Origin of the sequence: Paludisphaera sp. (assembly GCF_037189885.1) — a bacterium.
Lineage (GTDB): Bacteria > Planctomycetota > Planctomycetia > Isosphaerales > Isosphaeraceae > Paludisphaera.
On record NZ_JBBCIR010000104.1, the window covers coordinates 1 to 26613 of the forward strand.

Consider the following 26613-nt stretch of genomic DNA (forward strand, 5'->3'; position numbering starts at 1 on the left):
CGGCGTCGCGGGCCTCGATCAGCAGGCCTCTCGCCAGCGGGGCGTCGTTCCTCTGGCCTTCGGCCACGTCCACCGCGACGACGCCGTCCTCGTCGCGCGCCACGGCGATCACCTTCGTCGAGAGGCCGCCGCGCGACCGGCCGAGGGCTTGCGCCGCGCCCCCCCTTTTGCCCGCCCGGCCCCGGCGGCGTGCTGATGGGCCCGCGCGACGGTCGAGTCGATCATCAGCCTTCGGGCGTCCTCGCACTCGGCCCGCTCGGCCATCAGGTCGAACAGCCTCTTCAGCCGCCCCGAATGGATCCAGCGGCGGAGTCGGTTGTAGACGGCGTCCCACGCCCCGAACTCCGCGGGCAGGTCGCGCCAGGGGACGCCGGTGCGGGCCCAGTAGAGGACCGCCTCGAAGAACATCCGGTCGGGCAGCTCCGGCTCCGGGCCCAGCCTCGAGCGGCAGCGCTCGACCATCGGCCCCCAGACGGCCCAGATCTCGTCGGTGATCGCGTATCGCATGGCGGACGGCCCCCTCCTGGTCGTCGATCCGCCTTAACGTCTTACCGCGCCAGCCTCCGCATCGTCAACACGGCCTAAGAGGCCCTAACAAAGTTCCGTTATATACATAGGTTTGCGAAGCATGTCAGGGAGCAGCCGATGGACAGGAGGGCCTGATGGATGGCCGCGGACCGGTCCTTCCGGACCCGCAGGCGGCCGAGGCCGTGGAGCCACGAGATGGTCCGCTCGGCGACCCATCGCCTCTTCCCCAGGCCGCTGCCGTGCGGGGCCCGGATCCGGGCGATCATCGGGCGGACGCCGCGTCGCCGCGGGGCGTCGCGGTTCGCCTTCGAGTCGAAGCCGCGGTCGGCGTAGACCTCGTCGGGGCGGCGTCTCGGGCGGCCTCGCGGGCCGCGGACCGGCGGCACGGCGTCGACGGCGCGTTCCAGCTGCGTGACGTCCGGCCTGTTCCCCGGGGCCGTCACGGCCGCCAGCGGGAGCCCGGCGGCGTCGGTGACGACGACGTGCTTGCTCCCCTTCTTCCGCCTGTCCACCGGGCTGGGACCGGTCGCCTCGCCCCCGCCCCGCGCCCGCACGTGCGACCCGTCGATCGTCGCCCGGCTCCAGTCGATCGCCCCGGCCCACTCCAACTCGGAGAGCAGCAGGGCGTGGAGCTTCGGCCAGACGCCGGCGGCCGTCCAGTACGCCAGTCGACGCCAGCAGGTCATCCCCGAGCCGCAGCCCATCTCCCGCGGCAGGTCCTCCCAGTTGATCCCGGTCTTCAGTACGAAGAGGATCCCGGTCAGGCAGAACCGGTCGTCGATCCGCTTCCGCCCGGGGCGATCTGTCGATGCAACTGGCCTCATCAGCGTAGTCCTTGTGTTGCCCCGGTATCCACCGCCGGCAGCGGGAACAACTCCGACGGGACGTGCTCCCGATCCATGACCTCCGCGACCCGCGCGACGATCTCGGGGTGGTCGGCGGCGACGTCGCGGGACTCGGCCGGGTCGTCGTCCAGGTTGTACAGCTCGATGTCGAGCCGGCCCTGACGCATCCGCTGGCGCGCGCCCTTCCACGGCCCCAGCCGCGCGGCCTGCTGGCCGCCGTAGGAGGCGAACTCCCAGTAGAGGAACTCATGCTCTTGCTGCTCCGACGGGCGGCCGAGCAGGCTGGGGGCGAAGCTCAGTCCGTCGAGGCCCGCGGGGAGGGCGTCGCGGGCGTCGATCAGGTCCATGAGAGTCGGGGCGACGTCGGGGAAGTAGCCGACGAAATCGCACGTCGAGCCCGCGGCGACCCGGCCCGGCCAGCGGACGATGAAGGGGACGGCGATCCCCCCCTCGTACACCGAGCCCTTCAGCCCGCGCAGGCCGCCGGCGGATCCGAAGAACGCGCTATCGGCCCCGCCGACGTCGTGGGTCGGGCCGTTGTCGGAGGAGAAGATGAGGATGGTGTCGTCGTCGAGGCCCAACTCGCGGAGCAGGTCCATGACGCGGCCGACGGTCCGGTCCATCCGGGTGACCATCGCGGCGTAGGCGGCGCGGGGCGTCGGGTGGGGCTGGTAGCCCTTGCCGCCGACGTAGGGGGCTTCGTCGAACTTGCCTTCGTACTCGGCCAAGGAATCGGCCGGGACCTGGAGGGCGAGGTGGGGGATGGTGAACGGGAGGAACAGGAAGAACGGCCGATCGCGGTGCTCGCGGAGCCAGCGCTGGGCGTCTTCCTCGAAGAGGTCGTGCGAGAATTGCTCGCCCGTCGCCCCGCCGGGGTTGCCCGGCAGCTCGATCCTCTCGCGGTCGTCCCACAGATAGGCGGGGTAGTGGTTGTGGGCGTGCCGCTGGCAGTTGTAGCCGAGGAAGTGGTCGAACCCCTGGTTGAGCGGGTCGCCCTCGGAGCCGGGGAAGCCCAGGCCCCACTTGCCGATGGCGGCGGTGGCGTAACCTCGGGTTTTGAACATCTCCGCGAGCGTGACCTCGGCGGCCGGGATGGGGGCCTGGCCCTCCGGCTGGATCTCGCGGTTGTCGCGGACGAAGGCGCGGCCCGCGTGCTTGCCGGTCAGCAGCGTGCATCGCGACGGGGCGCAGACCGGCGAGCCGGCGTAAAACCGCGTGAACCGCATTCCCTCCGCGGCCATCTTGTCGATCGACGGCGTGCGGATTTTCGCCTGGCCGTGGGCGCCCACCTCGGCGCGGCCGAGGTCGTCGGCCAGAATGAAGACGACGTTCGGACCCCCCTCGCGGCCCCGCGCGGGCGTCGACGCGAGGGGGAGCGAGGCCAGGGCGAGGAGGGCCGGGACGAGGCGATGTCGCATGGGATTCGGCTCCGTGGCTCGCCGCGTCGGGTCGGGCGGTCGTGTCGAGAGTCTCGTTCTACCCGCGCCGATCGCGATCGAAAAGCCCCGAGGGAGCCTCGTTCATGAGGATATGCTGCATCTCCGACCTGCATGGGCACCTGCCGAAGGTCCCGCCCTGCGACCTGCTGCTGCTGGCCGGCGACCTGGTGCCGACCGATTGCCACGGCGCGGCGAAGGGCCGGCGGTGGCTGGACGCGGAGTTCCGCGCGTGGCTGGGCTCGATCCCGGATGCGACGGCGGTCGTCGGCGTGGCGGGCAACCACGACTTCGTCTTCCAGGAGGGCTATCCCGAGTTCGACCGGCCCCTCCCCTGGACGTACCTGCAAGACTCGGCGGCGACGGTCGGCGGGCTGTCGATCTGGGGGACGCCCTGGCAGCCGACGTTCTTCAACTGGGCCTTCAACCTGGACGAGCCCGAGCTTGGCTCGAAATGGGACCTGGTCCCCGAGGGGACGGACGTCCTCCTGCTCCACGGCCCCCCGTTCGGATACGGCGACCCCACGCCGCGCGGGCCCGCCGGATCGCCCACCCTCCTGCGGAGGATCGAGGCCGTCCGCCCCCGACTGGCCGTCGCGGGGCACATCCACTCAGGCTACGGCGTATACCACATCGGCCCGACGACCTTCGTGAACGCCTCCCACCTGGACGAGCAGTATGCCCCGGCGCACCGGCCCGTGGTCCTGGACCTGACCGCCGACGGCGTTTCGGTGGTGGACGCCGGCCCCCTTTGACGCGCGCGTTACAATGCGGACGCCGTCGACATCCCGCAACCCCAGGACCATCCGCGCATGAGCACCAAGGCCTACGCCGCCCAGTCCGCGTCCTCCCCGTTGGCGCCGTTCTCGCTGACGCGCCGCGACCCGCTGCCGACCGACGTCCTGATCGACATCCTCTACTGTGGCGTCTGCCACTCCGACCTGCACCAGGCCCGCAACGAGTGGGGCAACACGGTCTACCCCTGCGTCCCGGGCCATGAGATCGTCGGTCGGGTGGCGAAGGTCGGGACGGCGGTGAAGAAGTTCAAGGAGGGGGACCTGGCGGCCGTCGGCTGCATGGTCGATTCGTGCGGCGCTTGCGAGACCTGCAAGTCCGGCCTGGAGCAGTTCTGCGAGACCGGCGGCACGGTCTTCACCTATAACGGCCCGGACCGGCACTCCGGCGGCGTGACCTACGGCGGCTACTCGGAGAACATCGTCGTCGACGAGGCGTTCGCCCTGAAGATCCGCGAGGGGGCGGACCTGGCGGCCACGGCCCCCCTCCTCTGCGCCGGGATCACGACGTACTCGCCGCTGAGGCACTGGGGAGCGGGCCCGGGGAAGACGGTCGGGATCGTCGGCCTGGGGGGGCTCGGGCACATGGGGGTGAAGTTCGCCCACGCCTTCGGGGCCCACACCGTCCTGTTCACGACCTCGCCCGGCAAGGCCGAGGACGCTCGACGCTTGGGCGCCGACGAGGTCGTCGTCTCCAGGGACGCCGACGCCATGGCCCGCCGCGCCCGGAGCTTCGACTTCATCCTCGACTGCGTCTCGGCCCAGCACGACATCAACGCCTACCTGGACCTGCTGAAGCTGGACGGCACCCTCGCGCTCGTGGGCGCGCCGGAGCACCCGCTCCCGGTCTCGGCGTTCAGCCTGCTGATGCCCCGCCGCAACTTCGCCGGCTCGGCCATCGGCGGCATCCCCGAGACGCAGGAGATGCTGGACTTCTGCGCCGACCGCGGAATCGTCTCCGACATCGAGATGATCGGCGTCCGGGACGTCGACGCGGCGTACGAACGCCTCCTGAAGGGGGACGTGCGCTATCGGTTCGTGATCGACATGGCGTCGCTCAAGGGCTCGGCCTGACCGTCGGCCCCTTCCCGCGCCGGACGAATTCCACGTCTTGCCAGTCGTAGGTCCCCACCTCGATGACGACCCGGCCGCACTGCTCGCAGACGAGCATGAAGCCGGGGCCTTCGAGGCCGTGGTCCTCCGCGTCGTCGCCGTCGACGATTTGCTCGACGAACGCCGGGGCGCCGGCGTGCCGGACGTGGTCGTCGGTGCGGATCTCGGTCCCGTCTCGATAGCGGAGCATGGCGGCCTCGGGGGTCGTGTCAGCGCGCGTCGTCGCAGGCCCGGGCGCGGCCCAGGAGCCACGACCGCTCGCGGGCGTTGCGGGTCAATTCGGCGGCGCGTCGGAACATGGGGGCGGCCTCGGCCGGGCGGCCGAGCTTCGCCAGCAGGTCGCCGCGGGCGCTCGGGAGGTAAGGATAGCCCGCGAGCGCCGGCTCGTCCGCGAGGGCGTCGAGGATCGCCAGGCCGGCGGCCGGCCCCTCGGCCATGGCGACCGCCATCGCGCGGTTGAGCTCGACCACCGCCGACGGGACGGCGCGGGCGAGTTCGCCGTAGAGCCGGGCGATCTCGGGCCAGTCGGTGGCCTCCGGGGCACGGGCGCGGGCGTGGCAGGCGGCGATGGCGGCCTGGAGGACGTAGGGGCCGCGGGGCCCGCCCAGCGCCTCGGCCCGCGCGAGGGCCGCGAGGCCGCGGCGGATCAGCAGGTGGTCCCAGCGGGCGCGGTCCTGGTCGAGCAGGAGGATCGGCGAGCCGTCGGCCGCGGTCCGCGCGCGGAGGCGGGACGCCTGGATCTCCATGAGCGCGACGAGGCCGTGGACCTCGGGCTCGGCCGGCGTCAGCTCGGCAAGGATCCGGCCCAGGCGCAGGGCCTCCTCGCAGAGCGCGGGGCGCATCCAGTCGTCGCCGGCGGTGGCGGCGTAGCCCTCGTTGAAGACGAGGTAGACGACCTCCAGCACGGAGGCCAGCCGGGTCGCCAGCTCGTCGCCGCGCGGGACCTCGAACGGGACGGCCTTCTCGGCCAGGGTCTTCTTCGCCCGGACGATCCGCTGGGCGATGGTGGGCTCGGGGGCGAGGAACGCGCGGGCGATCTCGTCGGTCGTCAGCCCGCCCAGGAGGCGGAGCGTCAGCGCCGCGCGGGCGTCGGCGGAGAGGGCCGGGTGGCAGGCGGTGAAGATCAGGCGCAGGAGGTCGTCGCCCACCTCGTCGTCGAGGGCGGCGTCGACGTCGGGCGGGGCGGAGTCGGCCGCGAGGCGGTCGGCGATCTCCCGTCGCTTGCGGTCGAGAACGCGGTCGCGGCGGATGGCGTCGATCCCGCGCCGACGCGCCGCGGCGAGGAGCCAGGCTCCCGGCCGGTCGGGGACGCCGGAACGGGGCCACTGCTCCATCGCCGCGACGAGGGCGTCCTGCGCGAGGTCTTCCGCCACGCCGACGTCGCGCGTCCGGCGCGCGAGCGCCGCGACGAGCTTCGCCGACTCGATCCGCCAGACCGCCTCGATGGCGCGGTGGAGCTGGTCCGTGGTCATTCCCCGATCAGACCAACTCCCGCCGTCGTCGGCAAGCCGGACGCGGATCAGCCCTTGAGGCGGGCGGTCTCGGCCCGGATGCGGTCCTCCTGCTCGCGCATCTCGGGCGTGAAGGCCTCGCCGAAGTCCTCGGCCTCATAGACCGGCCGGATCTCGACCTCGCATTCCTCGAGGTGCGGGTTCGGGCAGCGCCTGAGCCACTCGATCGCCTCCTCCATCGACTTGACCTGCCAGAGCCAGAAGCCGCAGATCAGCTCCTTGGTCTCGGCGAACGGGCCGTCGATCACCGTGCGCTTGCCGTCGGCGGCGAACCTCACGCGGACCCCGCGCGAGCTGGGGTGCAGGCCCTCGCCGTCCAGCATCACGCCGGCCTTCACCAGCTCCTCGTTGAAATCGCCCATCTCCTTCATGAGCCGCGTATCCGGCAGGACCCCGGCCTCGGAATCCTTCGTCGCCTTGATGATGACCATGACTCGCATGCGTGATGCTCCGTCGCTTCATGGGACTCGATCGGGGCACACGTCCCGGCCCCGTCTCCACCCCCACGTCGAGCGGCGCGGCCGGGAATCGACAGGGGCTCCGGAAATTTTTCTCGGCGGTTCATTTCGCCTCGAGCACGGCGTAGAGGGCGTCCTTCGGGAGCGTCACCTTGACGGAGGAGGCGGAGCGCTCGATCTTCAACTCGGCCTGGGGCATGCCGTTGGGGTCGAGGGCCGTGGCGGAGGTGAGCGCGGGGTTGGCCAGGGTGACGACGACCTGGGAAGGGACGATCACCCAGGGCATCTTGCCGGTGCTCACGATCTGCTTGCCCCGGTAGGTCGTCTTGCCGTCGCGGCTCTTGAACTCGGCCTCGCGTTCGGCCCAGCCGGCGGGGCGGGCGACGGTCCCGACCTGCGCCAGGACCTTGCGGCTGGTCGCCAGCGGTTGGTCGTCCATGGCGACCAGCGTGACGGCCGCGTAGTCGTTGGTCGTCTCGATGGTCGCGTCCTTGAGCTTGATCGGCGAGGCCGCGGCCAGGAATCCGCAGGCGCCCTGGACGCTGGGGGCGTCGACGGCGCAGACGCCCCGGCCGTGGTCCCAGGAAAGCTCGCCGGTGACGCTACGGACGACCTTCGTGTCGCGGTCGATCAGGCGGGAGAGGTCGGCGACCTGGTCGGGGGCGTCGGAGTCGTAGGCGACCTTCACCGGCCCGGCGAGGAACGCCAGCGGGTCGACCGCGCCTCGGGCGTCGGACCGGAGGGGGGCGTCGCCGGCGTCGCGGTTGGGATCGAAGGCGGGGTCCTCGGAGATCAGCGGGATCTTCCGCTCCCAAAGCTCCGTCAGCGGCCGATGCTCCACGACGACCGGGTCCCCCTGGCGGATGTAGCCCTTGCGATACGCCAGCGCGGCGGCCGGGAACTGCCCCAGCTCCATCGGCGTGTCGGCGGACCACTTCCGCCGCGAGGCCGAATCCCAGTCGGCGCGATCGGCGTTGGACCACTCGGGCTCGCCGACGGCGAACCAGTAGAAGGCGTCGATCCCGGTGAGCGACTGGTACGCCGAGACCAGGAACGGGGCCTCCGCCAGGTATCCCAGCGGCTGGACCCAGTGGCTCTCGGTGATCATCATCGGCCGCCCCGCCGTCTGCCGCAGGTTGAGCGGGAAGTCCCTGGGGTTCAGCAGCGCGGAGACGTCCTGGTAGTGGTCGCCCGCGTTGATCCGCCAGCCCACCTCCCTCCCGACGTGGACCGGCGCGTAGTAGCGATTGGTCGCGATCACGTCGTTGGCGGTGTAGCTCCAGCGCTCGGCGTCGTCCAGGAGGGTCGTGCTGGCGGTCCGCCAGTTGCCCGCGTTGATGAGCTGCTCGCAGCCGAGTTCCTCGCGAAGGTAGCGGGCGGTCTCGGCGTTGAAGCGGTGCATGGTCTCGGCGTAGAACTGGAGCTGGTCGTCCAGGCGCTTCTTGCGCCCGCCGGTCCGCGGCTGGGTCCACTCCCAGTTGATGTGCAGGCCGACCCTGCCGCGCGCGAAGTCGTCCTCGCGCATCGATTCGCCGCCCCACGCGGCCTTCGCGCGGTCGAGCGAGCCGTATTTCGTCGCGAGCCATTCGCCGAACCGCTCGCCGAGGTATTCGAGCTGGCGGCCCTTCACCGCCTGCATCGTCCAGAAGAGCATGCTGTCCTCGTTCTGGAGCTGGATGATCGCGACGGCCGGGTCCTTCGCCAGCGGGATCCCCGTGTACGGGTTGGGCGGGACCAGCAGCGCCTTGAGCCAGGCGCGATAGCCTTCCTGGAGCTTCGGGTTGAAGAAGAGGAGCCCCTGGGGGCTCAGATCCTCGGGCCAGCCCTCGATCCCCCACGCGGCCGGGACGTGCTTCAGGGCGGAGGCCCAGAAGGGGCTGATGGTGGTGTAGATGCCCTCCTTCCTCGCCGCGGCGACGAGCTTCCACGCCTCGTCGACCGCCTTGGGGTCGACGTCGGAGAGCCTGGCCGTCTTCTCCTTCGGCTCCATCGCGCCGTGGAGCCTGACCATGTTCACGCCGCGCTTGGCGAGGAAACGCGCGTGGTGGGCGAGGTCCTCGGCCGACCGCCGCTGGGCGTAGGTGGTCGCCGCCCAGAACCGCGCGGGGGTGCCGTCGCCGAGGACGAACGACTCGCCGTCCTCGCTGAGCCGGACGAAGCCCGATTGGCCGGCGACCTCCTCATTGAGGCCGCTGAGGTCGAACCCGGCGTCGGCGGCGAACGAGTCGCGCCCCGGCATGAAGGGCCATCCCGCGGCGCCGACTCGCGGGCCCTCCGCCTCGCCGGGGCGGGACTTGCCGGAGGGGAGGAAGGGCTCGGCCGTGAAGACCAGGGCGTCGATCGCGCCGTGGTGGTTGTTCTGGCTGTTCATGCGGAAGGCGACCGCGTGACGGCCCTTCGTCAGCTTCACGTCCCCGACGCGCTTCCAGGCGAGGAAGCGGAGGTCGTTCTTGCCGTCGGCCGCGACGTTGGCCCTGTCGAGGTTGTCGCGATCCATGCGGATCGGGGTCCACGGCCCGCGGTCCAGGCGATACAGGAGGATGGTGCCGACGGGGTTCGCGCGGACCCAGAAGGCGTAGGAGCCCTCGGCGGGGGCCTCGAAGGCGTACTCGACCTCGCCGGGCTTGTCTTTCGACCAGTGGGAGATCCAGTCGCCGCCGGAGAGCTGATCCTTGCGGACCTTGTCGTACCACCAGGGGTGGCGGGTCACCGCGGCGCGGGTCGGCTTCTCGGCCTCGATCCACACCGTCTGCCCGAGGGCCGCGATCGGGGCGACCATCGTCGCCGCCGCCAGCAAGATCCCCCGCCAAGCGCCGACGCCGCGATCCGCCATCGTCGAGCCCTCCCAGGATGGGACATCGCCGCCCCGACCCGGCCTCGCCCCGGGCGCCGTCGCGGCGAGCCTCCAGGATAACCGACCCGGCGCGGCCGGTCGCGGGCTCAGCCCTTGAACCGGCGCGACTGGCGGAAGAAGGCCAGCGGGTTGTCGTGCACAACCTTGCGGATCAGCGCCTCGTCGTGGCCGCGACGCTTCATCTCGAAGATGAACTCCGGCACGGCGAGGGGGTCGCTGTGCCCCCAGTCGCCGGCCGAGTTGACCATGACGCGATCGGAGCCGTGCATCTCCACCATGTCGGCGGCGCGGGCGGGGGTGCACTTGGAGATGGGATACAGGGTCATCCCGACCCAGTGCCCCGCCTCCAGCGCCGGGCGGATGGTGTGCTCCTCGACGTGGTCGATGCAGACGCGCTCGGGCTTGATCCGGGAATCGCCCTTGAGCATGTCCAGGATCATGCGCGTCCCCTGGTGCTTGTCGGCCAGGTGGGGCGTGTGGACGAGGACCAGATCGTCGGTCCGCGCGGCGAGGTCCAGGTGGTCGAGGAAGACGGTGGCCTCGTTCCTGGTGTTCTTGTTGAGCCCGATCTCGCCGATCCCCAGGACGCTGGGATGGTCGAGGAATTCCGGGATCATGGCGATGACCTCGCGCGAAAGCGCGACGTTCTCCGCCTCCTTGGCGTTGATGCACAGCCAGCAATAATGCGCGATCCCGTAAGCCGCCGCGCGCCTCGCCTCGAAGTCGACGAGCTGCCGGAAGTAGTCGCGGAACCCCTCCACCCCCGACCGGTCGAACCCCGCCCAGAACGCCGGCTCCGAGACCATCACGCACCCCGCCAGCGCCATCCGCTTGTAGTCGTCGGTGGTGCGGGAGACCATGTGGATGTGGGGGTCGATGTAGTTCACGGTTTTTTCAACTCCTTTTCCAGGTTGAACTTCGGTCGACGCCCAACACGATTTGCCGCACGATTATCCCGACGAGGCTTACAATTCCGGCGGAGATGCGACCCGCCCCAAACGTCACCAGGATAACACGATGCCGCGCGGCAAGAAACCATCGGTGCGCTACTGGGACAGCCGCTCGGGCTACGGCTGCTGGATCGGCAAGGACCAGCACATCCTCGCCAAAGGCCCGGACGACGCCCCGACCGGCCCGACCTACCTGGAAGCCCTCGACCGCTTCCGCAAGCTGCTGTCGCTGGAGAAGGACAAGGGCACCGACGAGTATCTGGTCTCAGCCCTCCTGAACCAGTACCGGGCCCACCTGAAGGCCACCCGCAAGAGCGCCGTCCCGGGCGTCTTCGAGGTCATGGCCCGGGGCTTCGCCGCGGAATTCGGCAATCGCCGGGTCGGCGAGCTGAAGCCCTACGACTTCGACGCGTGGCTCGAGCGGCAGACGAACTGGAACCCGACGAGCAAGGCCCACGCCGTCGCCCTCATCCTCGGGGCCGTGTCCTGGGCGAAGAAGAAGGGGTTCATCGCCACCGACCCGCTCAGGGGGAAGATCGAGCGGCCGCAGCCCATCCTGCGGGGGCGCGACGCCCGCATGAGCGAGGAGCTGATGGACCTGCTCGTCGGCGAGTGCTTCGAGAAGGCGACCTATCACCGGAAGCTTCGCACGGGGAAGCCCGGCGTCCACCTGAAGAAGACCGGGTTCTGCGAGCCGTTCGGGAAATACCTGTGGCTGCTGCGGATCACCGGGGCGCGGCCCATCGAGCTCCGCTCCGCCGAGGCCCACAACTACCAGAACGGGCGGCTGGTCTTCCGCTGGAACGCGCAGCGCGGCTACACGCACAAGACGGCCCGCAAGACGCAGCGCGACCGCGTGATCTTCCTGACGCCCGAGGCGCAGGCCTACGTCGAGGAGTGCATCGCCAAGCATCCGGAAGGGCCGTTCCTGCGGACGCTCCGCGGCGACCCGTGGTCGCCGACGAACATCACCCAGAAGTGGCGGCAGTGGCTGCTCAAGCGGCCCAAAGTCCAGGCCTACCTGGAGGCGAACGGCATCGACCCCAAGCAGGTGCGGACCTACAATTTCCGCCACAGCTGGGCGTGCCGCTACCTCGACGGGACGGGCGACGTGTTCGGCTGCGCCCTGATGATGGGCACGTCGGTCAAGATGCTGCAGGCGCGCTACTTCCATATGGACGAGGAGAAGCTGCACGCGAAGTACCTGGCCTTCATGGCGCAATGAAAAGGGCCCGGCCTTCCGTGGCCCGGGCCCTTCACCACAGCTCCATCTCCCGCTTCGGCCTGCCCCTGCCCCGACGCGGCGGCGGGGGCTCCTCGGCCGCGGGAGGCGGACGCGGCGGCCCTTCCATCAGGTCGATCAGGCTGTCTTCCTCCACGAGAAGCTTGCCGGTGGCGCGGTTCGCCCGCAGCCGCCCCCTGGCGACGAGCGCGTAGATCAGCTTCGCGGAGACCGACCCGTTGAGCCGGGCCACGCACTGCTTCACCGAGAGATACGATTTAAGTCCCCCCGACATTTCGCCTCCTTCGGCCTTGTCCTGCGCCATTCGGGCGGCGGACGCTTGGCCGCTGCGAACTTTCACCATCTGGAACGGCCCGCATCCCGAGCTGGCCCGAGCCCGGCGGATCAGCGTTCCGGCCCCCTGCTCTTTTCCTTGGTGTCGCCCGGCCGCGCATATGCGGCCGGGTCGTAGGGCTCCGACGCCGCCTGCGTCGATGAGGCCGAAGGAGGGTCCGCATGATCGCGCGGCTCTTGGGAGCCCGGAGTCTGATGGCGACTCGCATCATCTCGCCGCCCAGCCTCGAAATCCTCCCTCTCCTTGGCGGCGAGGTAGTCGTCGTAACGGCTCCAAATGGCTTCGTCCTCCCTGACGGCCCAGGCCGCGGAATTCTGCTGCTGCAACGCCCGGGAGATCTGGTCGTCGCTCGGCGAATCCATCCCGAGCAACGCCGCCCCGAAGTCGCGTCGATCCTCGACGATCCAATCCCAGACGGGGTCGGCGGGGGTGATGTCTTCGGAGAAGAGCCACATCGGGCGGAACCTGTCGTCCGAGTTTTCGCATTCCTCGTAGCGGCTGGCGATGTTGCGGGGTGATACGACGACGTCGCCGAACTCGGGCGGACGGCCCGATCGGGTTACGGCGTCGATCTCGCTCTCGGCTTCGAATCCCCCGACATGCCGGTAGTCGCCCGGGAAGTTGGCCTGGGGCCGGGTCGGCTTCCACACCTGGTACTCGTTATTCATTTCCGGGGTCTCGCCCGCAGCCACGCCGTACGTCCACTGATGGGGCCTGCCGCCGGCCAGGACGTTCTCGATGACGACGAGCCTCTGCTCCTCGTCGAACCCCTTCCATTCCAGATGACCTTTCATCAGGGCGATGTGCTCGTCGGGCGTCATCGCATTCCAGGTGTGTCGCCCTTCGGCGTCCGGCCTCGGGCCATTCTCATCGACGCTGAACTTCTGATTTTGCAGGCGTTGGATTCCCTCCACCGCTGCGGCGTCTTCCTGTCGCGTGGGCATGGTCGTGTCCTCTGCATCTCAAGGGGACGAGCATCGAGTCGACGGGAAATCAGCCGCCTCGCCTACCACGAGGCTCCTTCGCCGGCCCCGACCCATTCGTCTCGTTCAGGGGCGAATTCGATCCGCACCTCGCCATGCTCGATCCGCAGCTTCCAAGACGGCTCGGACCCGCCGCACGTCGACGCATGGCAAGGATGATCCAAGGGCACGGCGAGCTTCGCGAAGGAGTGAGGGGCTTTGAACGAATCTTGGAAGATCCAATTCGCCACGCTCACAGCCACTGCCGCGGCCGCGAACGAATAAAGCGTGGAAAGGAACAACCATAGGATCGCCGAGGCCAGACCGTAGTCTCGAGCCATGCTCTTCAGGCGAGCGACAACCTTGCTAACTGCGGTTACCATCGTTCATCTCCCGGTGGAAGGACGCGAGGTTCGAGGGGTTTTGATACGACCTGAAGTCGGCGGGCCGCCCATCATCACGTCGCCACCGCAACAACCGGGACACGAGCGCCCCGGCCATGCAGAGCAGATGGGCGAAGAACGCAAACAGCATCACCTTGGTGAGGAATGCCTCGCCGCGTTTGCTGTAATTGAAATAAAGACAGAGCACGCCAAACGGCTGAAGCAACATCACCAAGGCCGCCGCGTACATGAATCGTCGGGTCATGGCCGGACCTCTTCTTGTGAGGGCCAAACCCCCCGGCCCATACCGACGGCCGAGGGGGTGGGTGGGGCGGAAAGTCGACGGGATGGATGAGACGCACTGGATCAGAAGAACCAACGGCGTTTGGGCTTGGGAAGGGTTGGTATGGGCATGGTCAGTGGAGATGGCGAAATCGACTTCGGAGCGTGGGCGAGCCCGCAGAACGTTCCAATGATCGCCGCCTCGATCAGGTCTCGGGCGTTGGGATGAAGGTCGGGCACGTCATACAGGAAGTAGCGGATCACTTCGTCCGCTTCGACGTTGCGGGCGATATAAGCCTCATCGAGGATGGAGAGGCAAAGCCTGTTTCTGTAGTTCGGATCGGTGATGTCGCTCGAGCACCGAGGAATCGAGGCGACGAACGCCGACGCATCCCGCCTCGTCGGCCTCTTGCCGGCCAGTTGGAAGGCTTGGAACGTCTTCTGAACGATCAACTCGGCCGCATGCCTCGCCGAGGTGACGTGGACGGCCAAGGGCGTTTTCAGGACTTCCCTATCCGCCGGCGCTACGACCTCGCGGCAGAATCCGACGATGAAAACGGTGTCGCATCCACCGCATCGAACCTCCTTGCCTTCCTGGTCTGCCTGAAGCTGGTACTGTCGAATGCATCTCGGGCAGGTGGCGACGCAACGCCCGACAGGCAGTTCATCGCCGGACATCGATTCGGACGTCTCGGTCATGACGCAAACTCCTTTATTTCGCTCCCAGCATGATGCAACCGTCGGCTCACCACTCGCTGAAATCGTCGTCGCTCCAATCGACTCCACTCCCGCTCCACCCCTCGCCGGCGGCTCCGTTGCCCGAGCCGCCGCCCGATGCGCCCTTGTCCTTGGCGCCGTGGTCTGTAAGCCACTCGACCTCTTCGGGCGTCGGCTCACGCTCCTCCGGCTTCGGATTCTTCACGGGCCTGACGAGCCTCCAGTCGCTCGCGGACTTGTCTTGGTCGGTCAGCGTGTACGGCCCGCCCCTGCACACGAAGCCGCCCTCGCGGTTGAGCCAGACGATCTCGAGGAGGCCGATCTGGTTCATGACCAGGACCATGCCGCGCCAAGGGCGGCGGCCGATGTAGTAGCGGGTCGCGAATGGGATCACTTGATCCATGGTCGACGTCATCAGCAGGCGTTCGAGGATGTTCGCCAGCAGTTTCATCGCGGGAGCCTCACTTGCTTAAGGTCGACTCGGGAAGCGACGCGCCGTAGCGCCCGGCTTTTTGGGCTTTCAAATCTAGCGTGGGGATGTCGTGTCGCCCCGCAGGCAGTTTGAAGCTGGAATACATGCAGTAATCGAGATGTGGTCGCGCGTAGATCAGGTAGGCCGTAGCGCAGAGGGCATAGGCCGAGACGATGAGTACGGACAATACGCTCCAGCGTAGGAGCGCCACGCAAACACCGTCGTCCTCTTGAGGGATGAAGAACCGAGCAAAACCGAGCATTCGTCGCCTCACGACCCACCCCTTTCGTCCAAGGCGTTTCGAGCTGCGATGTAGAACTCCTTCAACGCCAAATGGCGTTCATCGTCCCGCAGCAGGTTCTCGATAACCCGGAGGCACGCCCTGGCCATGGCCAGGCACAGGGCGTGCGTCTTCGGGTCGCAATCTTCGACCTCGATGAACATGTCAGTTAGCCGAAGGCTCTCCCACGGATCGTTGCGCCTGATAGATCGCCTCGAGGATGATGAAGGTCAGGGTGCTGAGCGCCGTGGCCTTGCAGCCGTCCAGGGGCACTTCGTTGAGGATGAACAACGCCGCCGCGAGGGCGGCGTCGTATCGCAGATCTTCGTTCAATCGTCAGCCCTCCGGATCATCAGCGACCCGACGAACAGGCAGAGCCCGCCCATGATCAGGTCGCTCGAGTCGACGACCGCGAGGCCCAGGAATAGAAGCATCCCGGCCAGGATCATCAGCGAGTTGCTCGGGCGGATCAGCCGCCGCGCGATCCAGTCTCGTGCGTTGTTCACGGTCCATCTCCTCGAAGGCCAGCTTGAGCTGCTCGACCGACCAGCCGATCAGGCCGACGGCCAGGAGCCATCCGGCAGCGGCGGGCCAGACGATCAAAATGGCGGCGGCGGCGATGCCGATCGTTCCCTTAGATGCATGCGACTTCATGGCCCTTTGGCCCCCTCGGCTAGAACCCCGAGCGCTTCCAGGAATCTCTTCTCGTCCCTCGCCTTCTGGGTGGCGGCGGAGGCCTTCCGATCCTTCTCGGCACGCTCGGCCGGCGTCTCATAAGGCTGATCCGGGATCACGACCGAGGAGTTGGAACGCGGGTAATCGGGCTGAATGGGAGGCGGGGGCGGATCGAAGGCGGGTGCCGGAGGAGCGACGCGAGGCGTGTAAGCGGCCGGAGCAATCGGCGGAGCGACCCAGACGGGAGGCTCCTCCGGCTCCTCGTCGTGGAATCGCCCCTTGAGCGAGTCGAACTTCTCGCCGATGGCTTCCTTCTTGTCTTGGATGCTGTCGATCATCCGAACGACGAATGCCGGGGCCCGGACCTTGGCCCACTCCGGAAAGTGGACCACGCCCCCGAGCAGCCAGATGGGAATCGAGATGAGGAACAGCAGGATGGCGCAGATGCCGCCGAAACCGAGGGGCCCGATCACCAGCCAGAAGAGGAAGTGGGAGATCAGGCCGCTCACGACGCGGTCTTTAAGCGTCAAGGGCTTCTGGGCGGCGCTGGGCTGCTGATAGAGGTGGGGAGGATAGTGTCCGCCGTAGGGAGGCGGGTAGAGCTGGTCGAGCAGCCCTGACGCCACCGGCTGCGGGGCCCTCGGCACATCGACGACCTCAGGTTTCCTGCGGATTGACATAATCGCCGCCGTGGCGAGTCCCCGCAGCCGCTTCGCCCGTGCGACCGCGGCCTCCTTGACCTTTTCGCCGTCCTCGGGGGTCCAGCCTTCAAGCCGGCGGATGAGGTTGACCAGTTCGACCTGGACCTGGGACGCGATGAAGCCGGACAGGAGCAGCAGCCCGGTTCCGGGGGAGCGAAGCCCGAAGCAGGCGAACACGAGCGCGATGGCGAAGAGTGGCTCGTTCCGGCCAGCCCAGGAGTTGCGTGTGCCCGGGTCTGCGGGCGGCTTGAGGCTGAACCACCTGGCGAACGCATAGACGTAGGCCAGGATCAACTGCCCGAACCAGATGAACGGCGGCCACATACCTAAGCCGTGAAGCTCGGCGTTAACATAGGGATAGATCACGGTCAGCCCGAAGAACGTCAGGGTGCCGTAAACGAAGCCGCCGAATTTGTCATAGGGCTCGGAAAGGACCCTGTAGGGCCCTGACAGAATCGTCAGGGCCCACATGAGGAGGCGAAGCAAGAAGGGGATCATCGGCCATCCTTTCAGCGGCTGCGGCCGCGGCTCTTCTCGGGGGTGTTGCCCGGACGGGCGTAATCAGCCGGGTCGTATTCCTGGTTGATGCGTTCGGGATGCTGATTTTGGTTGACGTCCTGCTGCGTCGGATTGGCGATGCTGCCCGGCTCGTCCCGCTGGTTCGACTGCCCGTGCCAGGGGTTGAGCACGCGGTCCTGCAGGTCCTTGAGGCCTTGTCGCCAGGCCGCCCAGAGCACGCTCGACGTGCTTGGAGGGGAAGGCCCGGATGATTCCCTCTCGGCGGGCTCAGGGGCGTCGACTCGGTCCGAACGGTAGGCCGCGACGGCCACGTCGGGCATGTCGGTGCGGGCGTGGTTGACCACGTTCTGGATGATCTTCTCTGTCTCGGCGCGTTTGCCCTGCTCGCCGTCGACGGATTGATCACCTCGGCCCTTCGATGACTTCGCCACCGATCACCTCCAATACTGCTGGGCTTCGATCTCGCCGTCCGTGATGGCGGTATCGATGCTGATGCGTCGCTCGCGGTCCATGAGGGCGATGGCGCCGAGCGACAACGCGCCGCAGCTCACGAAGAAGCCCAGGCCCTCGTCGACCCCCTGGAGCAGGTAGCCGAGGCCGAGGCAAAGGAACGGCTCGAAATACAGGGCGGCCGACTCGTTCCGGAAGATGATCCCTGCGAGCCATGGGTAGCCCACGTAGCGACTGTGGACGCGTTCGCCCCGCCAACGGCGGATGAGGCTCTCGAGCCTGCGATAGGCGACGAACACGAGCCACGCGTACCAGTACAGGACGAGAGGCTCCGACCTGGCGAAGCCCGCCCACATGGGGATCAGGAGGGCGGCACACAGCCCGGCCCACCCCAGGCCCCGCCTGCCCTGCCCGCTTCGCAGGAAGGGCGTCAGGCAGAGGGCGTGCACGGTGAGCGCGAATATCGCAAGGTTGGCGCACTCCTCGTTGCTCGCGAAGAAACTCTCGGGGTCTTTCTGGCCGGGCATGGGCCGCCCTTTCTCAGCGCTTGGGCTGCTCGAAGGAGACGAACTGGTAGTTCTCGCCGCAGAGGAACGGGTTGCCGAGGCGGATGACCACGGCGTCGACGATGTTGTCGTTCTCAGGTCCGCCGTTGCGGAGACCGCTTAAGAAAACTGCCGGCTGTAAGACCGGTTGGTAGGAACGCTTGACGCTCAGCCTGAAGCGAGGCTTGCCCATGAGCTCCTGATAGATCCCCGGGTCCTCGCCCTCACTGATGTCGGGGATGGCCTCGAGCCGTTGGCCCAAGAGGTCCGAGGCGAACTTGGCGGTTTTGGCATCGACGGTCGTGTACAAGTGCAGGTTGAAATTGGCGAGAAGGCTGTCGGCCTTGTGGTTGCCCCCCTTCCCGGTCATGGCGCCGTATTCCGAATGGATCGTCTGAGTCAGGGCGAACAACGCCCCGCCGTGCGATCGGCACTGCGCCAGAAACCGCGGATCGAAGCTCGTGACGGCTTCCTGAAACTCGTCGCAGACGATGACCGTGAAGAAGCTCGAGGGGTCCCATTTGCGACGCAGGATGTGTTTCTGCGTCAGGTACTTCCAGCCTCCCGCGATGAACCGCCCCGAAGGGCCGTAGCTGGAGATCGGGAAGTTGATCAGGATGCTCTTGCCCTGCTCGAGGGCCGAAGGCGATAGTTTGGTTTCGCCGCTGCACATCTCCCGGACGAGGCCGGTGTTGAAGGTGTGCAAGACGTTCATGACGCCCGCGATGATCGAGGTCCTGGGCTTGTCGTCGAGTACGGGAAATTCGCCCAGCCAGTACTTCACCGCGAGGTTGAAATCGCCCTTCTGACGGCCCGACTTGGATCTCGCCTCCGCCTTTCCCACGACGGTGTTGTGATACTTGGCTTTCCAGGCTTTGTCCGCGAGGAGCGCCTGCGAATAAGCCGCGGTAGCGATGAACTCGAGGATCGCCTCGGGGGTCAGTTCTTCCCCGCTCAGGGTGATCATCTCGATGGCGTTGTACAGGAGCCGTCCCTGGCTCAGCTTCCAGAATGGGTCGCTTTGGTTTCCGCCGTCCTCGGCCTCCAGCACCTCGACCATCGTCATCAGGAACTCGACGATGCCGCGGGTGTCCGTGCCCGCCTTCACGAGCACTTGCAGGAAATTGCATGTGAGCGGGGCCGAAGACTCCTCGACGATCAGGAGGTCTTTCTCGCGCCCGGCCTTCCGGAAGATGCGGATGAAGTCGTCCCGCTCCTCCGGCTTCTGGGCGATGATCAGCATCGTCGCCTTGGGATGGGCGGCGAGTTTGCGGGCGAAAAATTCGCCCGGGCCGCTCGACTTGCCCCCGCCCGTGATCCCTTTCACTTCCACCGACCGCAACATGTCCGAGACGCGAAACGGCGTCTTGTCGGGCCAGTGGAAGATCACGGAACTGAGCGGGTGTTTGCTGCCCTTCCTGCGTCGCTTGCTGATGCGAGAACAGACGTAGGACATGAGGACGGTGAGGACCACGGCGACCATGACGCCTGGGGTCATGTGGGGCTCCTGTCAGGGGCTTCGGTTGTGAGCTGCAATTCGTGTGAACATCGGCTTTGGACTCCGGTTGTGGATGGGTCTGGTCACGAAGGTGTGGAACGAGCCTGCGGATCGAACTGCTCCGACACCGGAGCCAACTGGGTCGGGATTACTGGAGAGGGCGTGGCTCGAGCAACGAGGCGAGCATTCGTCGCTCGGCGAGCTTGAATAATCGATCGTTCGACGATTCGTCCTCGATCGGCTCATCGAGGATCGCGAGGATCATCGAGCGGAGTTTCCTGACTCGGTCGGCGTCTAGGGGAGGTGGGGCTTCTCGCAGGGTGAGGAACTTGGTCAGACCGTTCATGGTCACCTCGCCTTCGCCACGTCGGCCCAGTATTTCTGCGCGGTCGACGGCTCCAGCCCCTTGGCGATGGCGGAGTTCATCGCCTTGATGGCCTCCTTCAACGACTCGACCGCGTCTTCGAGCGAGTCGGAAGTGACGGTGATCAGGGCGCCGGACGGCAGTGGCACCCGGAGTTTGGAATTGCGGACGACTGGAGTCTTATCGCGTCCCGCCTTCCCACCGCCCAGCATCATGGCCAACTGGCATCGCTGGGCTTCCGGGTCCTTCAATTTCGCGATCCTGTACCACTGCGAAGGTCCGAGCAGACCGGCCTTTGCGGCTTCCTGAACCTCGGGAAGGGTGTCGAAGAGCGAGAGATCGATAGTGACCGAGGAAGCGTCCAGCTTGATCCGCTCGGCGATAGCCTTGTTGGTGAGGCGCGCGTCCAGAAGCTTCATGTCTCGGATCGCCGACGCCCGATCAGATGGGGCGATGTCCTTGCGGTGGACGACTGAGATGACCTGGTAGGCGATACGTTCGGCTTCGGGCAGGTCGTCGATGACGATGCAATCGAGCGTTTCGACGCCTCTCAGGCGGGCGGCGGCGAGCCGACGATTGCCGTCGATCACCTGCCCCTCTGCGGTGATGTGGAGCGGGTCCTGCTGACCTAAAGCGAGGGAGTCGCCGAGGAGGCCGAGTTCTTCGTCGCTTCCGAGGTGGGATCTGGCGTTCGGGCCGTGCGACAGCTTATCGCAAGCCCATCTTTGCAAGGTGAGCATCACGAACTCCTTTCAGGGACGCGGGCGAGGGACGGGGGCTAGACTTCCGGGCCTGACTGAGCTAGAAAAGACACGTGTATCGTTTGCTACCCCTAGTACAGTTCGGCTCGGTTTTTAGTAGCAAACGACTCTTTTTCTTGTAGCGACCAGTTCTAACTAGAGCACCCGCGCCATGTCAAGCGATGGTTCGAAAAATCCGATTTCGATAGACGAGCTTCTGGAGTCCGGACGAATGGAATCCGCCAACGCGGCGCTCGAACGAATCGTCCAGGACTTGACGACGATGCTGGTGGGCAATGACCCAAAGCACGTCGCCAAGTGCAAACGCGTCAGAAAGGAACTCGCCAAGATCGAAGACAGCGCCCGGAAGGCTCGGCTGCTCGCGCTGGAGCAGATCTACAACGCGACGTTCGGGGGCAGGAAACCGAAAGACCGCGACGACTACGATTTGAAGAAGCAGTGGGCGAAGGAGGTCAATGAGGACCTGAGGAAGGACCAGTGCGCCATCCGGCATCCCGAATCCGGGCAGCCGTGTTCCGTCTTCGCGATCGCCAGCCCCGACGGAAAGGGTAGGTATGTGCTGGGGAACCGCATCACAAAGAAGCGAACCCATTCGAGTCCGACGATCTCGGAGCTGTTCCCAGTCAAGCTGGTTCCGGAGCCCAAGCGGAGGGAAGGCTTCCTGAACAAGAAGATCGAAGATGATTGACCGAAGCCCCCACCTGCGCTAGGTGTTGGGTAGCTGCGGCGGCGAGTTACCGGTGAACGGTGGGGATGCCTGCCCGAGTGGGTTCGACTCCCAGGGCTCGCGGATCCGGGGACACCCGGCCCGCAGCGACCATTCGTGGGGAGCCAGAAGAGCCAGGCCGGTTTGCAGTCCGGTCGAGCTGGTGCGAGTCCAGCCTCCACGACCAACGAGCAAGGAGGCCTATGCCGAGGAAGAGAACGAAGGAACCAGCACCGATCTCCGATGTGATCGAGGAGATCAGAGAGAAGCACGACCTGAAACCGGCGGCCGAGCTGGCCCCGCCATTCGAGCCGAGCAAGCCGCGATTTGCCGAGCCGCCCGAGGGCTTCATCCCTGTGGCGAATCACGTCAAGGCGGGCGTCCGCGTCCTGAAGAACCTGGATACCGGCACTTCGGCGATCCAGTTCAGCGATGACCGCGTGCCGACCCGCGAAGAGAAAGACCGCATGGAAGAGGCCGGACTGGGCTACGATCCCTCGCAGCGTCAGTGGACGAAGCAGGATGCCGAGCTGCCCGGCGCGAACCTCATCAAGGTCCGGGAGGTTGGCCGCGAGATCGCGGAAGCCCGCGCCGAAGGGCGTGGGCGGTGAGTGATCCGCTCAACGCCACCAGCTGCTACTGCACCGGCGAATGCCGTCAGATGGGCCAGTGCACGGAAGCGGGCTTCTTCTGGCCTTCAGCCCAAAATCAGGGTTGGGTCTGCCCGCGTTGCCAGAAGGTGAACGCTCCTTTCATGCCTTCCTGCAACTGCAAGCCAGTGACCTCTACCAGCGAAGTGACCTGCCGCACTGAATAACCGCTGGCGTCCCCCTCCGGGTCGCGTGCTCCCAGGCTCGCTGACCGCTCGGTCGCTTGCGCGACGCTCCGCCCTTCCCGCCCGCTGACGCAAACCAGGTTGATCCGCGAAGCGCCTGAATACCGGGGCACGCTCGTCAAGACGTCGCCTCCGCAGCTTCCGCACTTCGTTTGTGCAGCCGCTCCGGCTCTCATCTCTTCGCCCTTCGGGTGACTTCGCTCTTCGGCCCCATTCTATTTCTCAGGGTGCTCTTCGCCCCCTGCCAGCTTTCGAATCGCGCGCGTGACCTACACCCGCTTGACTCGAAACTGTCAGGAGCATCCGATGACGGCCAACGACCTCTACGCCCAGACCACTGCCCGGATAGTCGAAGCCCTCGAAGGCGGAGGGTTGCCCATCTGGCGGAAACCTTGGGACGCAGGCGGCGGGTTTCTGCCCCTCCGCCACACAGGGGAACCCTATCGCGGTTGCAACACGTTCATCCTCGCCATCGAGGCCATGGCCAAGGGGTATTCCTCGCCATTCTGGCTCACATTCAACCAGGCGAAGGCCTTTCGCGGCACCGTCCGCAAAGGTGAGAAGTCCACCGCCATCCTGTTCTGTCAGCCCTACCACAAGAAGACCACCGCTGAAGACGGGGCGGAGGCAGAGGCGAGCTACTGGCTATCCCGCACGTACCGTGTGTTCTGTGCCGACCAGGTGGACGGCTTGCCCGAGCGTTTCCACCCCAAGCCCACGGCACGGCTGGACGACTCCGAACGCATCGCCCACGCCGACAGCTTCATCGCCAACACCAAGGCGACCATCCTCACCGGCGCCGGGGCTTTCTACAGCCCGGCCACTGACAACATCACCTTGCCGCCGTTCGAGAGCTTCGAGTCCCCGGAAGCCTACGCGGCGACCGCCCTGCATGAAATCTCGCATTGGACAGGAGCGCCTCACCGCCTGAACCGCGACTTAAGCGGCTTCAAGGACAAGGAGAAGTACGCCACCGAAGAGATTATCGCCGAGCTTGCCAGCGTGCTCACCTGCGCCGCCCTCGATATCGAACTCCCCGACCTTGGCCAGCACGCCGCCTACCTGGGTCACTGGATTCAGGCCATGAAGGCCGACCCCAAGTACCTGTTCACGGCAGCATCGAAAGCCCAGGCCGCCGCAGACTACCTTTTCGCCCTTCAGCCCTCCCCCGCCTGACTCACTTCCCAACAGCACATCAACCGCGAGGACCGAGCATGTTCCATCTGTTCCCGAGACTTGCTACGCGCCGAGTGTCCCACGCCGAGATCGGCCTTCGGATGGCGCAGGGCACCTTGAAGGTGGCGCCAGACGCATGGAAGGCGTTCCCCACAGAGGACGACGCCATGGACCTGATCGCCGGCTTCTACGCTGGCATCTGGGGCGAGCCGCCCGGGAAGAAGGCCGAGTATGAAGGCCGGTGGCTGCTCGGGAACTACCGGGTGGGTGACGCGGCGATCCACATCCTGATGGACACGGGGTTGGCCTTCATCGAGGTAGTGCTGGCGGAGTGAGATGCGGCAGAAGTCGAGGCAGAACGCCCGGTCGACAGGCCGGGCTTTTTTGTTGGCTTACGCATCAACTATTGCTTGGAAGTTATTGCCATGGTGCTAATCTGCGGCATGGGCAATCAAGCCCAGCGAAAGGGCAAATCTCATGACACATCCTGATAAACAAGCAAGTTGCCACCCTCGCGTGGTAAATGGTCGGACTCAGTTCCCGAAGGTCAACACGGCAAGTCCGCGCAGACGCGGAATCGCTCCCGATAAGTTGGCTCGCATGCAGAAACATTTGGAAGAGCATCCGAACGATCGAGCAACCGCTCTTCGACTAGCCAATGACGCGAAGGGCCGATAAGTGACCCCCGCCGAAGTCATCGCCTTCGGGCAGGCCCGCCACGGCGACGAGTGGAAAGGCAAGCTGGCCGACGAAACCGGCTGGAGCTGGTGGGCGTTTAACCGCATCTCGAAGGGAGGCGAAGTCAGCCCGAAGCTGGCCAAAGCCCTGAAGAACTTACCCAAGAAAGGAGCAAAAACATGAACCTCTACGATTTCTACGTCAACGGCGTCGGCTTCCGCATGGCCCAACTGGCCTACGGTCCCGACGCTGACAAGTGGGTGTGGTCCAACGATTCGGAGTCGAAGCCCTTCGACACCGCAGCCGAGTGCCAGCAGGACGCGATTGCCTGGGTGCGCCGGAAGGAGAACGCGCCGGAAAGCGATTGGGACCGGCACACGCGCGCCTTGGATGAAATGCACGAGTTCAGGAGGATGCCGTGACACCCGAGCTGAAAGACCTCTACCAGAGGAAGAAGAACGCGCAGGCGATGCTGGACTTCCAGAAGGAAGCTGGAGCAGTCCTCAGGCAGAGCGTGGACGCGACCGTCGACGAGATCATCCGCATGGACATCGAGATCCAGAAGACGTTCGACGAATCGCGCGCCGCCGACGAAGCGTATGCTGAGGCGATCAAGCGGGTGGCAAGGGAGGATGCGGCATGATCGACACACTGAAGAAGATTAGGGAGGCGTTGGAATTCTATGCTGATAAATCCAACTGGGTGGCATCAATGGGCCTTCCACCTGCTAGAGAAGACCAAGGCGACAAAGCTTCTGAGGCCCTCGCCCTACTCGACAGGGTGATCGAGGGCAGCGTGGATCCGAAGCCCAACCCCGACGCCAACCGGTTCGAGGTCATCGATCATCGTCTGGACTCGAACGGAGAGCCGTTTGGCCGGCGACTCGTGTACTACGGCGAGTTCTCGTTGGCCCTCCAGGATGATGGCCGGACGTTGAAGGTCTTCATCCCTGGCCCACGCTCACGGACCGAGGGCAAGCCATGACCCCCGCCCAGCAGCTCGAACGGCTGAAGGGCCTCGAGCAAGCCATGGAAACGGCCTTCGAGGCTACGACAGGTTTTCCATCTGGTTTCGACGAGGAGCAAGAGGCGCAAATCGCCAGCCACAACGCCGTCGACAGGTTCCTGGATGCCGTTGAGGACGACGCCTTGCCGCTGCTGGCCTTCTACGCGACCGCGCTGGCGGAGGCGAGGGAAGCCCTCGCCGCGGTGAAGTCAGCGTATCAGGGTGTCGGCGACTTCGAGGCAACCGGCGAAAACATGGTCGGGGTCATCGAGCAGGTATGGTCTGCCCTTGAGAACACGGACCCAGAGAAGGAACAGGCTTCAGCCGCAAGCAGCGATATCCCCTGATGCCCAACGACCGCTTCCCCAGCCTCGCCAGGTCCTGCTTCGCGATTTACGCCGCAGTGGCCCTAACGACGACCCCCGCCCTGCTCTTCATCGTTCTGACCGCCCCGATCACCCGGCAGGACGGCTGGGAATGCACCCGGCCGACTACCGGCCCGTTCGGCCGGGAGTTGTGCGACCAATGGACGCGGAGGGCGGGCGTATGACCTGCTACGTCATCAAACGCGGCAAGGGCCGCGCGTTCCGCGACGCATACGGTGAGGTCTTCCAGCCGGACGATGAAGCGCCGATCTTCCTCTGTGGTGACCTCGGCCCGCGCTGTTCCTGCGGTTGTGTGACCGAAATCCTCTGCGACTTCCCGGTCGGCAAGGGAATGACCTGTGACAAGCGGCTCTGCGGCCACTGCTCGCACCTGATCGGCCCTGATCTGCAATACTGCAAAGCCCACCATGCCGAGTGGCGAGCCTTTCGCGAGTCCGGCGGGCTCGTGCGGGAACTGGAGAACGTCGAACCGTTCAAAGGCAGGTAGGAATGACCTCCCCTGCCCTCCGTCACCCACCAGTCTCCCCAGCCCGAGGCCCGCATCGGTGTCCAGGGTGGGACTCTGCGGCAGCCGTCGTGCTTCGCAAGAAAAAAGCAGCGCAGGCTCGCTTGTTGTTCTTGCAAACCCCGCCTGTGGCCGCCGCTGGCGATTCCCACGGACGCGATGGTGCGTCCCTCAACCAAGGAGACAACTTATGAGTAACGATCAAACCATCGGCGTGGTCCAGACCAGCTACACCGTCGCGATCACCTTCTCCGAACGCCCGACCGACGAGATGCGCCAGCGTTTGAAGGCTGCGGGCTTCCAGTTCGACCGGGGCCGCTGGTTCAAGAACCAGCCGGACAGCCGGATGGCCACCGCCGAAACCGTCGAGCAGGTGCTCGCGGCTTGATTAACACCGGGGCGGTGCGTGGTGTACCGCCCCACAACCTCACTCGAAAGGACTCGAGACATGACCAAGAAGATCAGACTGACCAACGAGCGCCGCGACGTCATCCGTGACTTCGGCGCTAACAAGCTCTGACAAAACCCGGTCCAACTACATACATTCGTGGTGGAGGATACGGAAGCAGATCACACTGGCAGCGAGTGTCGTCCAGGCGTCGACGATCACCCCCAGCCGGTCATACCTCACCCGCAGCCGCCGCAGG

Annotated in this window: 35 protein-coding genes; 14 read left to right on the forward strand and 21 right to left on the reverse strand. The window is 66.3% G+C overall.

Annotation, left to right across the window (positions count from 1 at the left end):
• Positions 1-108 precede the first annotated feature (108 nt).
• The 3 genes from WG209_RS23375 to WG209_RS23385 all read right to left on the reverse strand — a co-directional run bounded on the left by WG209_RS23375 (position 109) and on the right by WG209_RS23385 (position 2791).
• Positions 109-507 (reverse strand): IS5 family transposase, encoded by a 399-nt coding sequence (locus WG209_RS23375; protein ID WP_337177517.1) that lies wholly within the window; start codon positions 505-507, stop codon positions 109-111.
• Between the two features lie 98 nt (positions 508-605).
• Positions 606-1352 (reverse strand): IS5 family transposase, encoded by a 747-nt coding sequence (locus WG209_RS23380; RefSeq protein ID WP_337177518.1) that lies wholly within the window; start codon positions 1350-1352, stop codon positions 606-608.
• Positions 1352-2791, reverse strand: coding sequence for an arylsulfatase (locus WG209_RS23385; protein ID WP_337177519.1), 1440 nt, complete (start codon positions 2789-2791; stop codon positions 1352-1354). Before WG209_RS23385 ends, WG209_RS23380 begins: the two co-directional genes overlap by 1 nt.
• A 104-nt stretch (positions 2792-2895) precedes the next feature.
• On the opposite strand from WG209_RS23385, the gene WG209_RS23390 reads away from it, so the two are divergent.
• Positions 2896-3564 (forward strand): metallophosphoesterase, encoded by a 669-nt coding sequence (locus WG209_RS23390; protein ID WP_337177520.1) that lies wholly within the window; start codon positions 2896-2898, stop codon positions 3562-3564.
• 57 nt (positions 3565-3621) lie between these two features.
• Positions 3622-4677 carry an NAD(P)-dependent alcohol dehydrogenase gene (locus tag WG209_RS23395; RefSeq protein WP_337177521.1) on the forward strand — a complete coding sequence of 352 codons (1056 nt, stop codon included), beginning with the start codon at positions 3622-3624 and terminating at the stop codon, positions 4675-4677.
• Here WG209_RS23395 and WG209_RS23400 read toward each other — a convergent pair.
• The 5 genes from WG209_RS23400 to WG209_RS23420 all read right to left on the reverse strand — a co-directional run bounded on the left by WG209_RS23400 (position 4661) and on the right by WG209_RS23420 (position 10426).
• Positions 4661-4906, reverse strand: a complete 246-nt coding sequence (locus tag WG209_RS23400; protein ID WP_337177522.1) for a hypothetical protein — start codon at positions 4904-4906, stop codon at positions 4661-4663. The two genes, WG209_RS23395 and WG209_RS23400, sit on opposite strands and share 17 nt — an antisense overlap.
• A gap of 19 nt (positions 4907-4925) precedes the next feature.
• A complete protein-coding gene (locus tag WG209_RS23405; protein WP_337177523.1) occupies positions 4926-6188 on the reverse strand; it encodes a sigma-70 family RNA polymerase sigma factor in 1263 nt (420 codons plus the stop codon).
• A 47-nt stretch (positions 6189-6235) separates the two neighbouring features.
• On the reverse strand, positions 6236-6667 hold the full coding sequence (locus WG209_RS23410; RefSeq protein ID WP_337177524.1) for a YciI family protein: 432 nt from the start codon (positions 6665-6667) through the stop codon (positions 6236-6238).
• Between the two features lie 121 nt (positions 6668-6788).
• A complete protein-coding gene (locus WG209_RS23415; RefSeq protein WP_337177525.1) occupies positions 6789-9518 on the reverse strand; it encodes a hypothetical protein in 2730 nt (909 codons plus the stop codon).
• A gap of 107 nt (positions 9519-9625) precedes the next feature.
• On the reverse strand, positions 9626-10426 hold the full coding sequence (locus tag WG209_RS23420) for a TatD family hydrolase (RefSeq protein ID WP_337177526.1): 801 nt from the start codon (positions 10424-10426) through the stop codon (positions 9626-9628).
• 130 nt (positions 10427-10556) lie between these two features.
• Between WG209_RS23420 and WG209_RS23425 the strand changes: the two genes are divergently transcribed.
• Positions 10557-11714 carry a hypothetical protein gene (locus WG209_RS23425; RefSeq protein WP_337177527.1) on the forward strand — a complete coding sequence of 386 codons (1158 nt, stop codon included), beginning with the start codon at positions 10557-10559 and terminating at the stop codon, positions 11712-11714.
• A gap of 31 nt (positions 11715-11745) precedes the next feature.
• On the opposite strand, the gene WG209_RS23430 is transcribed toward WG209_RS23425, so the two are convergent.
• The 13 genes from WG209_RS23430 to WG209_RS23490 form a co-directional block, all read right to left on the reverse strand.
• Positions 11746-12006, reverse strand: a complete 261-nt coding sequence (locus WG209_RS23430; protein WP_337177528.1) for a hypothetical protein — start codon at positions 12004-12006, stop codon at positions 11746-11748.
• 110 nt (positions 12007-12116) lie between these two features.
• Positions 12117-13010, reverse strand: a complete 894-nt coding sequence (locus WG209_RS23435) for a hypothetical protein (protein WP_337177529.1) — start codon at positions 13008-13010, stop codon at positions 12117-12119.
• A gap of 384 nt (positions 13011-13394) precedes the next feature.
• Positions 13395-13676, reverse strand: coding sequence for a hypothetical protein (locus tag WG209_RS23440; RefSeq protein ID WP_337177530.1), 282 nt, complete (start codon positions 13674-13676; stop codon positions 13395-13397).
• A gap of 101 nt (positions 13677-13777) precedes the next feature.
• A complete protein-coding gene (locus WG209_RS23445) occupies positions 13778-14392 on the reverse strand; it encodes a hypothetical protein (protein ID WP_337177531.1) in 615 nt (204 codons plus the stop codon).
• 46 nt (positions 14393-14438) lie between these two features.
• On the reverse strand, positions 14439-14861 hold the full coding sequence (locus tag WG209_RS23450; protein ID WP_337177532.1) for a hypothetical protein: 423 nt from the start codon (positions 14859-14861) through the stop codon (positions 14439-14441).
• Between the two features lie 10 nt (positions 14862-14871).
• Entirely contained in the window at positions 14872-15144 is a 273-nt protein-coding gene (locus WG209_RS23455; protein WP_337177533.1) for a hypothetical protein, read from the reverse strand.
• 183 nt (positions 15145-15327) lie between these two features.
• A complete protein-coding gene (locus tag WG209_RS23460) occupies positions 15328-15495 on the reverse strand; it encodes a hypothetical protein (RefSeq protein ID WP_337177534.1) in 168 nt (55 codons plus the stop codon).
• A complete protein-coding gene (locus WG209_RS23465) occupies positions 15492-15668 on the reverse strand; it encodes a hypothetical protein (protein ID WP_337177535.1) in 177 nt (58 codons plus the stop codon). The genes WG209_RS23460 and WG209_RS23465 overlap by 4 nt, the downstream gene beginning before the upstream one ends.
• Before the next feature lie 144 nt (positions 15669-15812).
• Positions 15813-17036 (reverse strand): hypothetical protein, encoded by a 1224-nt coding sequence (locus WG209_RS23470; protein WP_337177536.1) that lies wholly within the window; start codon positions 17034-17036, stop codon positions 15813-15815.
• An 11-nt stretch (positions 17037-17047) separates the two neighbouring features.
• Positions 17048-17488, reverse strand: a complete 441-nt coding sequence (locus WG209_RS23475) for a hypothetical protein (protein WP_337177537.1) — start codon at positions 17486-17488, stop codon at positions 17048-17050.
• A gap of 3 nt (positions 17489-17491) precedes the next feature.
• Positions 17492-18034, reverse strand: a complete 543-nt coding sequence (locus tag WG209_RS23480; RefSeq protein ID WP_337177538.1) for a hypothetical protein — start codon at positions 18032-18034, stop codon at positions 17492-17494.
• A gap of 13 nt (positions 18035-18047) precedes the next feature.
• Positions 18048-19550 carry a TraM recognition domain-containing protein gene (locus WG209_RS23485; RefSeq protein ID WP_337177539.1) on the reverse strand — a complete coding sequence of 501 codons (1503 nt, stop codon included), beginning with the start codon at positions 19548-19550 and terminating at the stop codon, positions 18048-18050.
• Between the two features lie 348 nt (positions 19551-19898).
• A complete protein-coding gene (locus tag WG209_RS23490) occupies positions 19899-20654 on the reverse strand; it encodes a ParB/RepB/Spo0J family partition protein (protein ID WP_337177540.1) in 756 nt (251 codons plus the stop codon).
• 232 nt (positions 20655-20886) lie between these two features.
• On the opposite strand from WG209_RS23490, the gene WG209_RS23495 reads away from it, so the two are divergent.
• From WG209_RS23495 to WG209_RS23545, 11 genes are all read left to right on the forward strand, one after another.
• A complete protein-coding gene (locus WG209_RS23495) occupies positions 20887-21363 on the forward strand; it encodes a hypothetical protein (protein ID WP_337177541.1) in 477 nt (158 codons plus the stop codon).
• 263 nt (positions 21364-21626) lie between these two features.
• Positions 21627-21992 (forward strand): hypothetical protein, encoded by a 366-nt coding sequence (locus tag WG209_RS23500; RefSeq protein WP_337177542.1) that lies wholly within the window; start codon positions 21627-21629, stop codon positions 21990-21992.
• A gap of 530 nt (positions 21993-22522) precedes the next feature.
• On the forward strand, positions 22523-23392 hold the full coding sequence (locus WG209_RS23505) for a zincin-like metallopeptidase domain-containing protein (protein WP_337177543.1): 870 nt from the start codon (positions 22523-22525) through the stop codon (positions 23390-23392).
• Positions 23393-23430: 38 nt separating this feature from the next.
• Positions 23431-23727 (forward strand): hypothetical protein, encoded by a 297-nt coding sequence (locus WG209_RS23510; RefSeq protein ID WP_337177544.1) that lies wholly within the window; start codon positions 23431-23433, stop codon positions 23725-23727.
• Between the two features lie 343 nt (positions 23728-24070).
• Entirely contained in the window at positions 24071-24253 is a 183-nt protein-coding gene (locus tag WG209_RS23515; protein WP_337177545.1) for a hypothetical protein, read from the forward strand.
• Positions 24250-24492 carry a hypothetical protein gene (locus tag WG209_RS23520; protein ID WP_337177546.1) on the forward strand — a complete coding sequence of 81 codons (243 nt, stop codon included), beginning with the start codon at positions 24250-24252 and terminating at the stop codon, positions 24490-24492. The genes WG209_RS23515 and WG209_RS23520 overlap by 4 nt, the downstream gene beginning before the upstream one ends.
• Positions 24489-24713: a hypothetical protein gene (locus tag WG209_RS23525; RefSeq protein WP_337177547.1), complete on the forward strand. Its 225-nt coding sequence runs from the start codon at positions 24489-24491 to the stop codon at positions 24711-24713. Before WG209_RS23520 ends, WG209_RS23525 begins: the two co-directional genes overlap by 4 nt.
• The gene (locus tag WG209_RS23530) at positions 24710-25054 is read left to right on the forward strand and encodes a hypothetical protein (protein WP_337177548.1); all 345 of its coding nucleotides are present in this window, start codon (positions 24710-24712) and stop codon (positions 25052-25054) included. The genes WG209_RS23525 and WG209_RS23530 overlap by 4 nt, the downstream gene beginning before the upstream one ends.
• On the forward strand, positions 25051-25422 hold the full coding sequence (locus tag WG209_RS23535) for a hypothetical protein (protein WP_337177549.1): 372 nt from the start codon (positions 25051-25053) through the stop codon (positions 25420-25422). The genes WG209_RS23530 and WG209_RS23535 overlap by 4 nt, the downstream gene beginning before the upstream one ends.
• A gap of 199 nt (positions 25423-25621) precedes the next feature.
• A complete protein-coding gene (locus WG209_RS23540; RefSeq protein ID WP_337177550.1) occupies positions 25622-25948 on the forward strand; it encodes a hypothetical protein in 327 nt (108 codons plus the stop codon).
• A 208-nt stretch (positions 25949-26156) separates the two neighbouring features.
• Positions 26157-26354, forward strand: coding sequence for a hypothetical protein (locus tag WG209_RS23545; protein WP_337177551.1), 198 nt, complete (start codon positions 26157-26159; stop codon positions 26352-26354).
• The last annotated feature ends 259 nt before the right edge of the window (positions 26355-26613 follow it).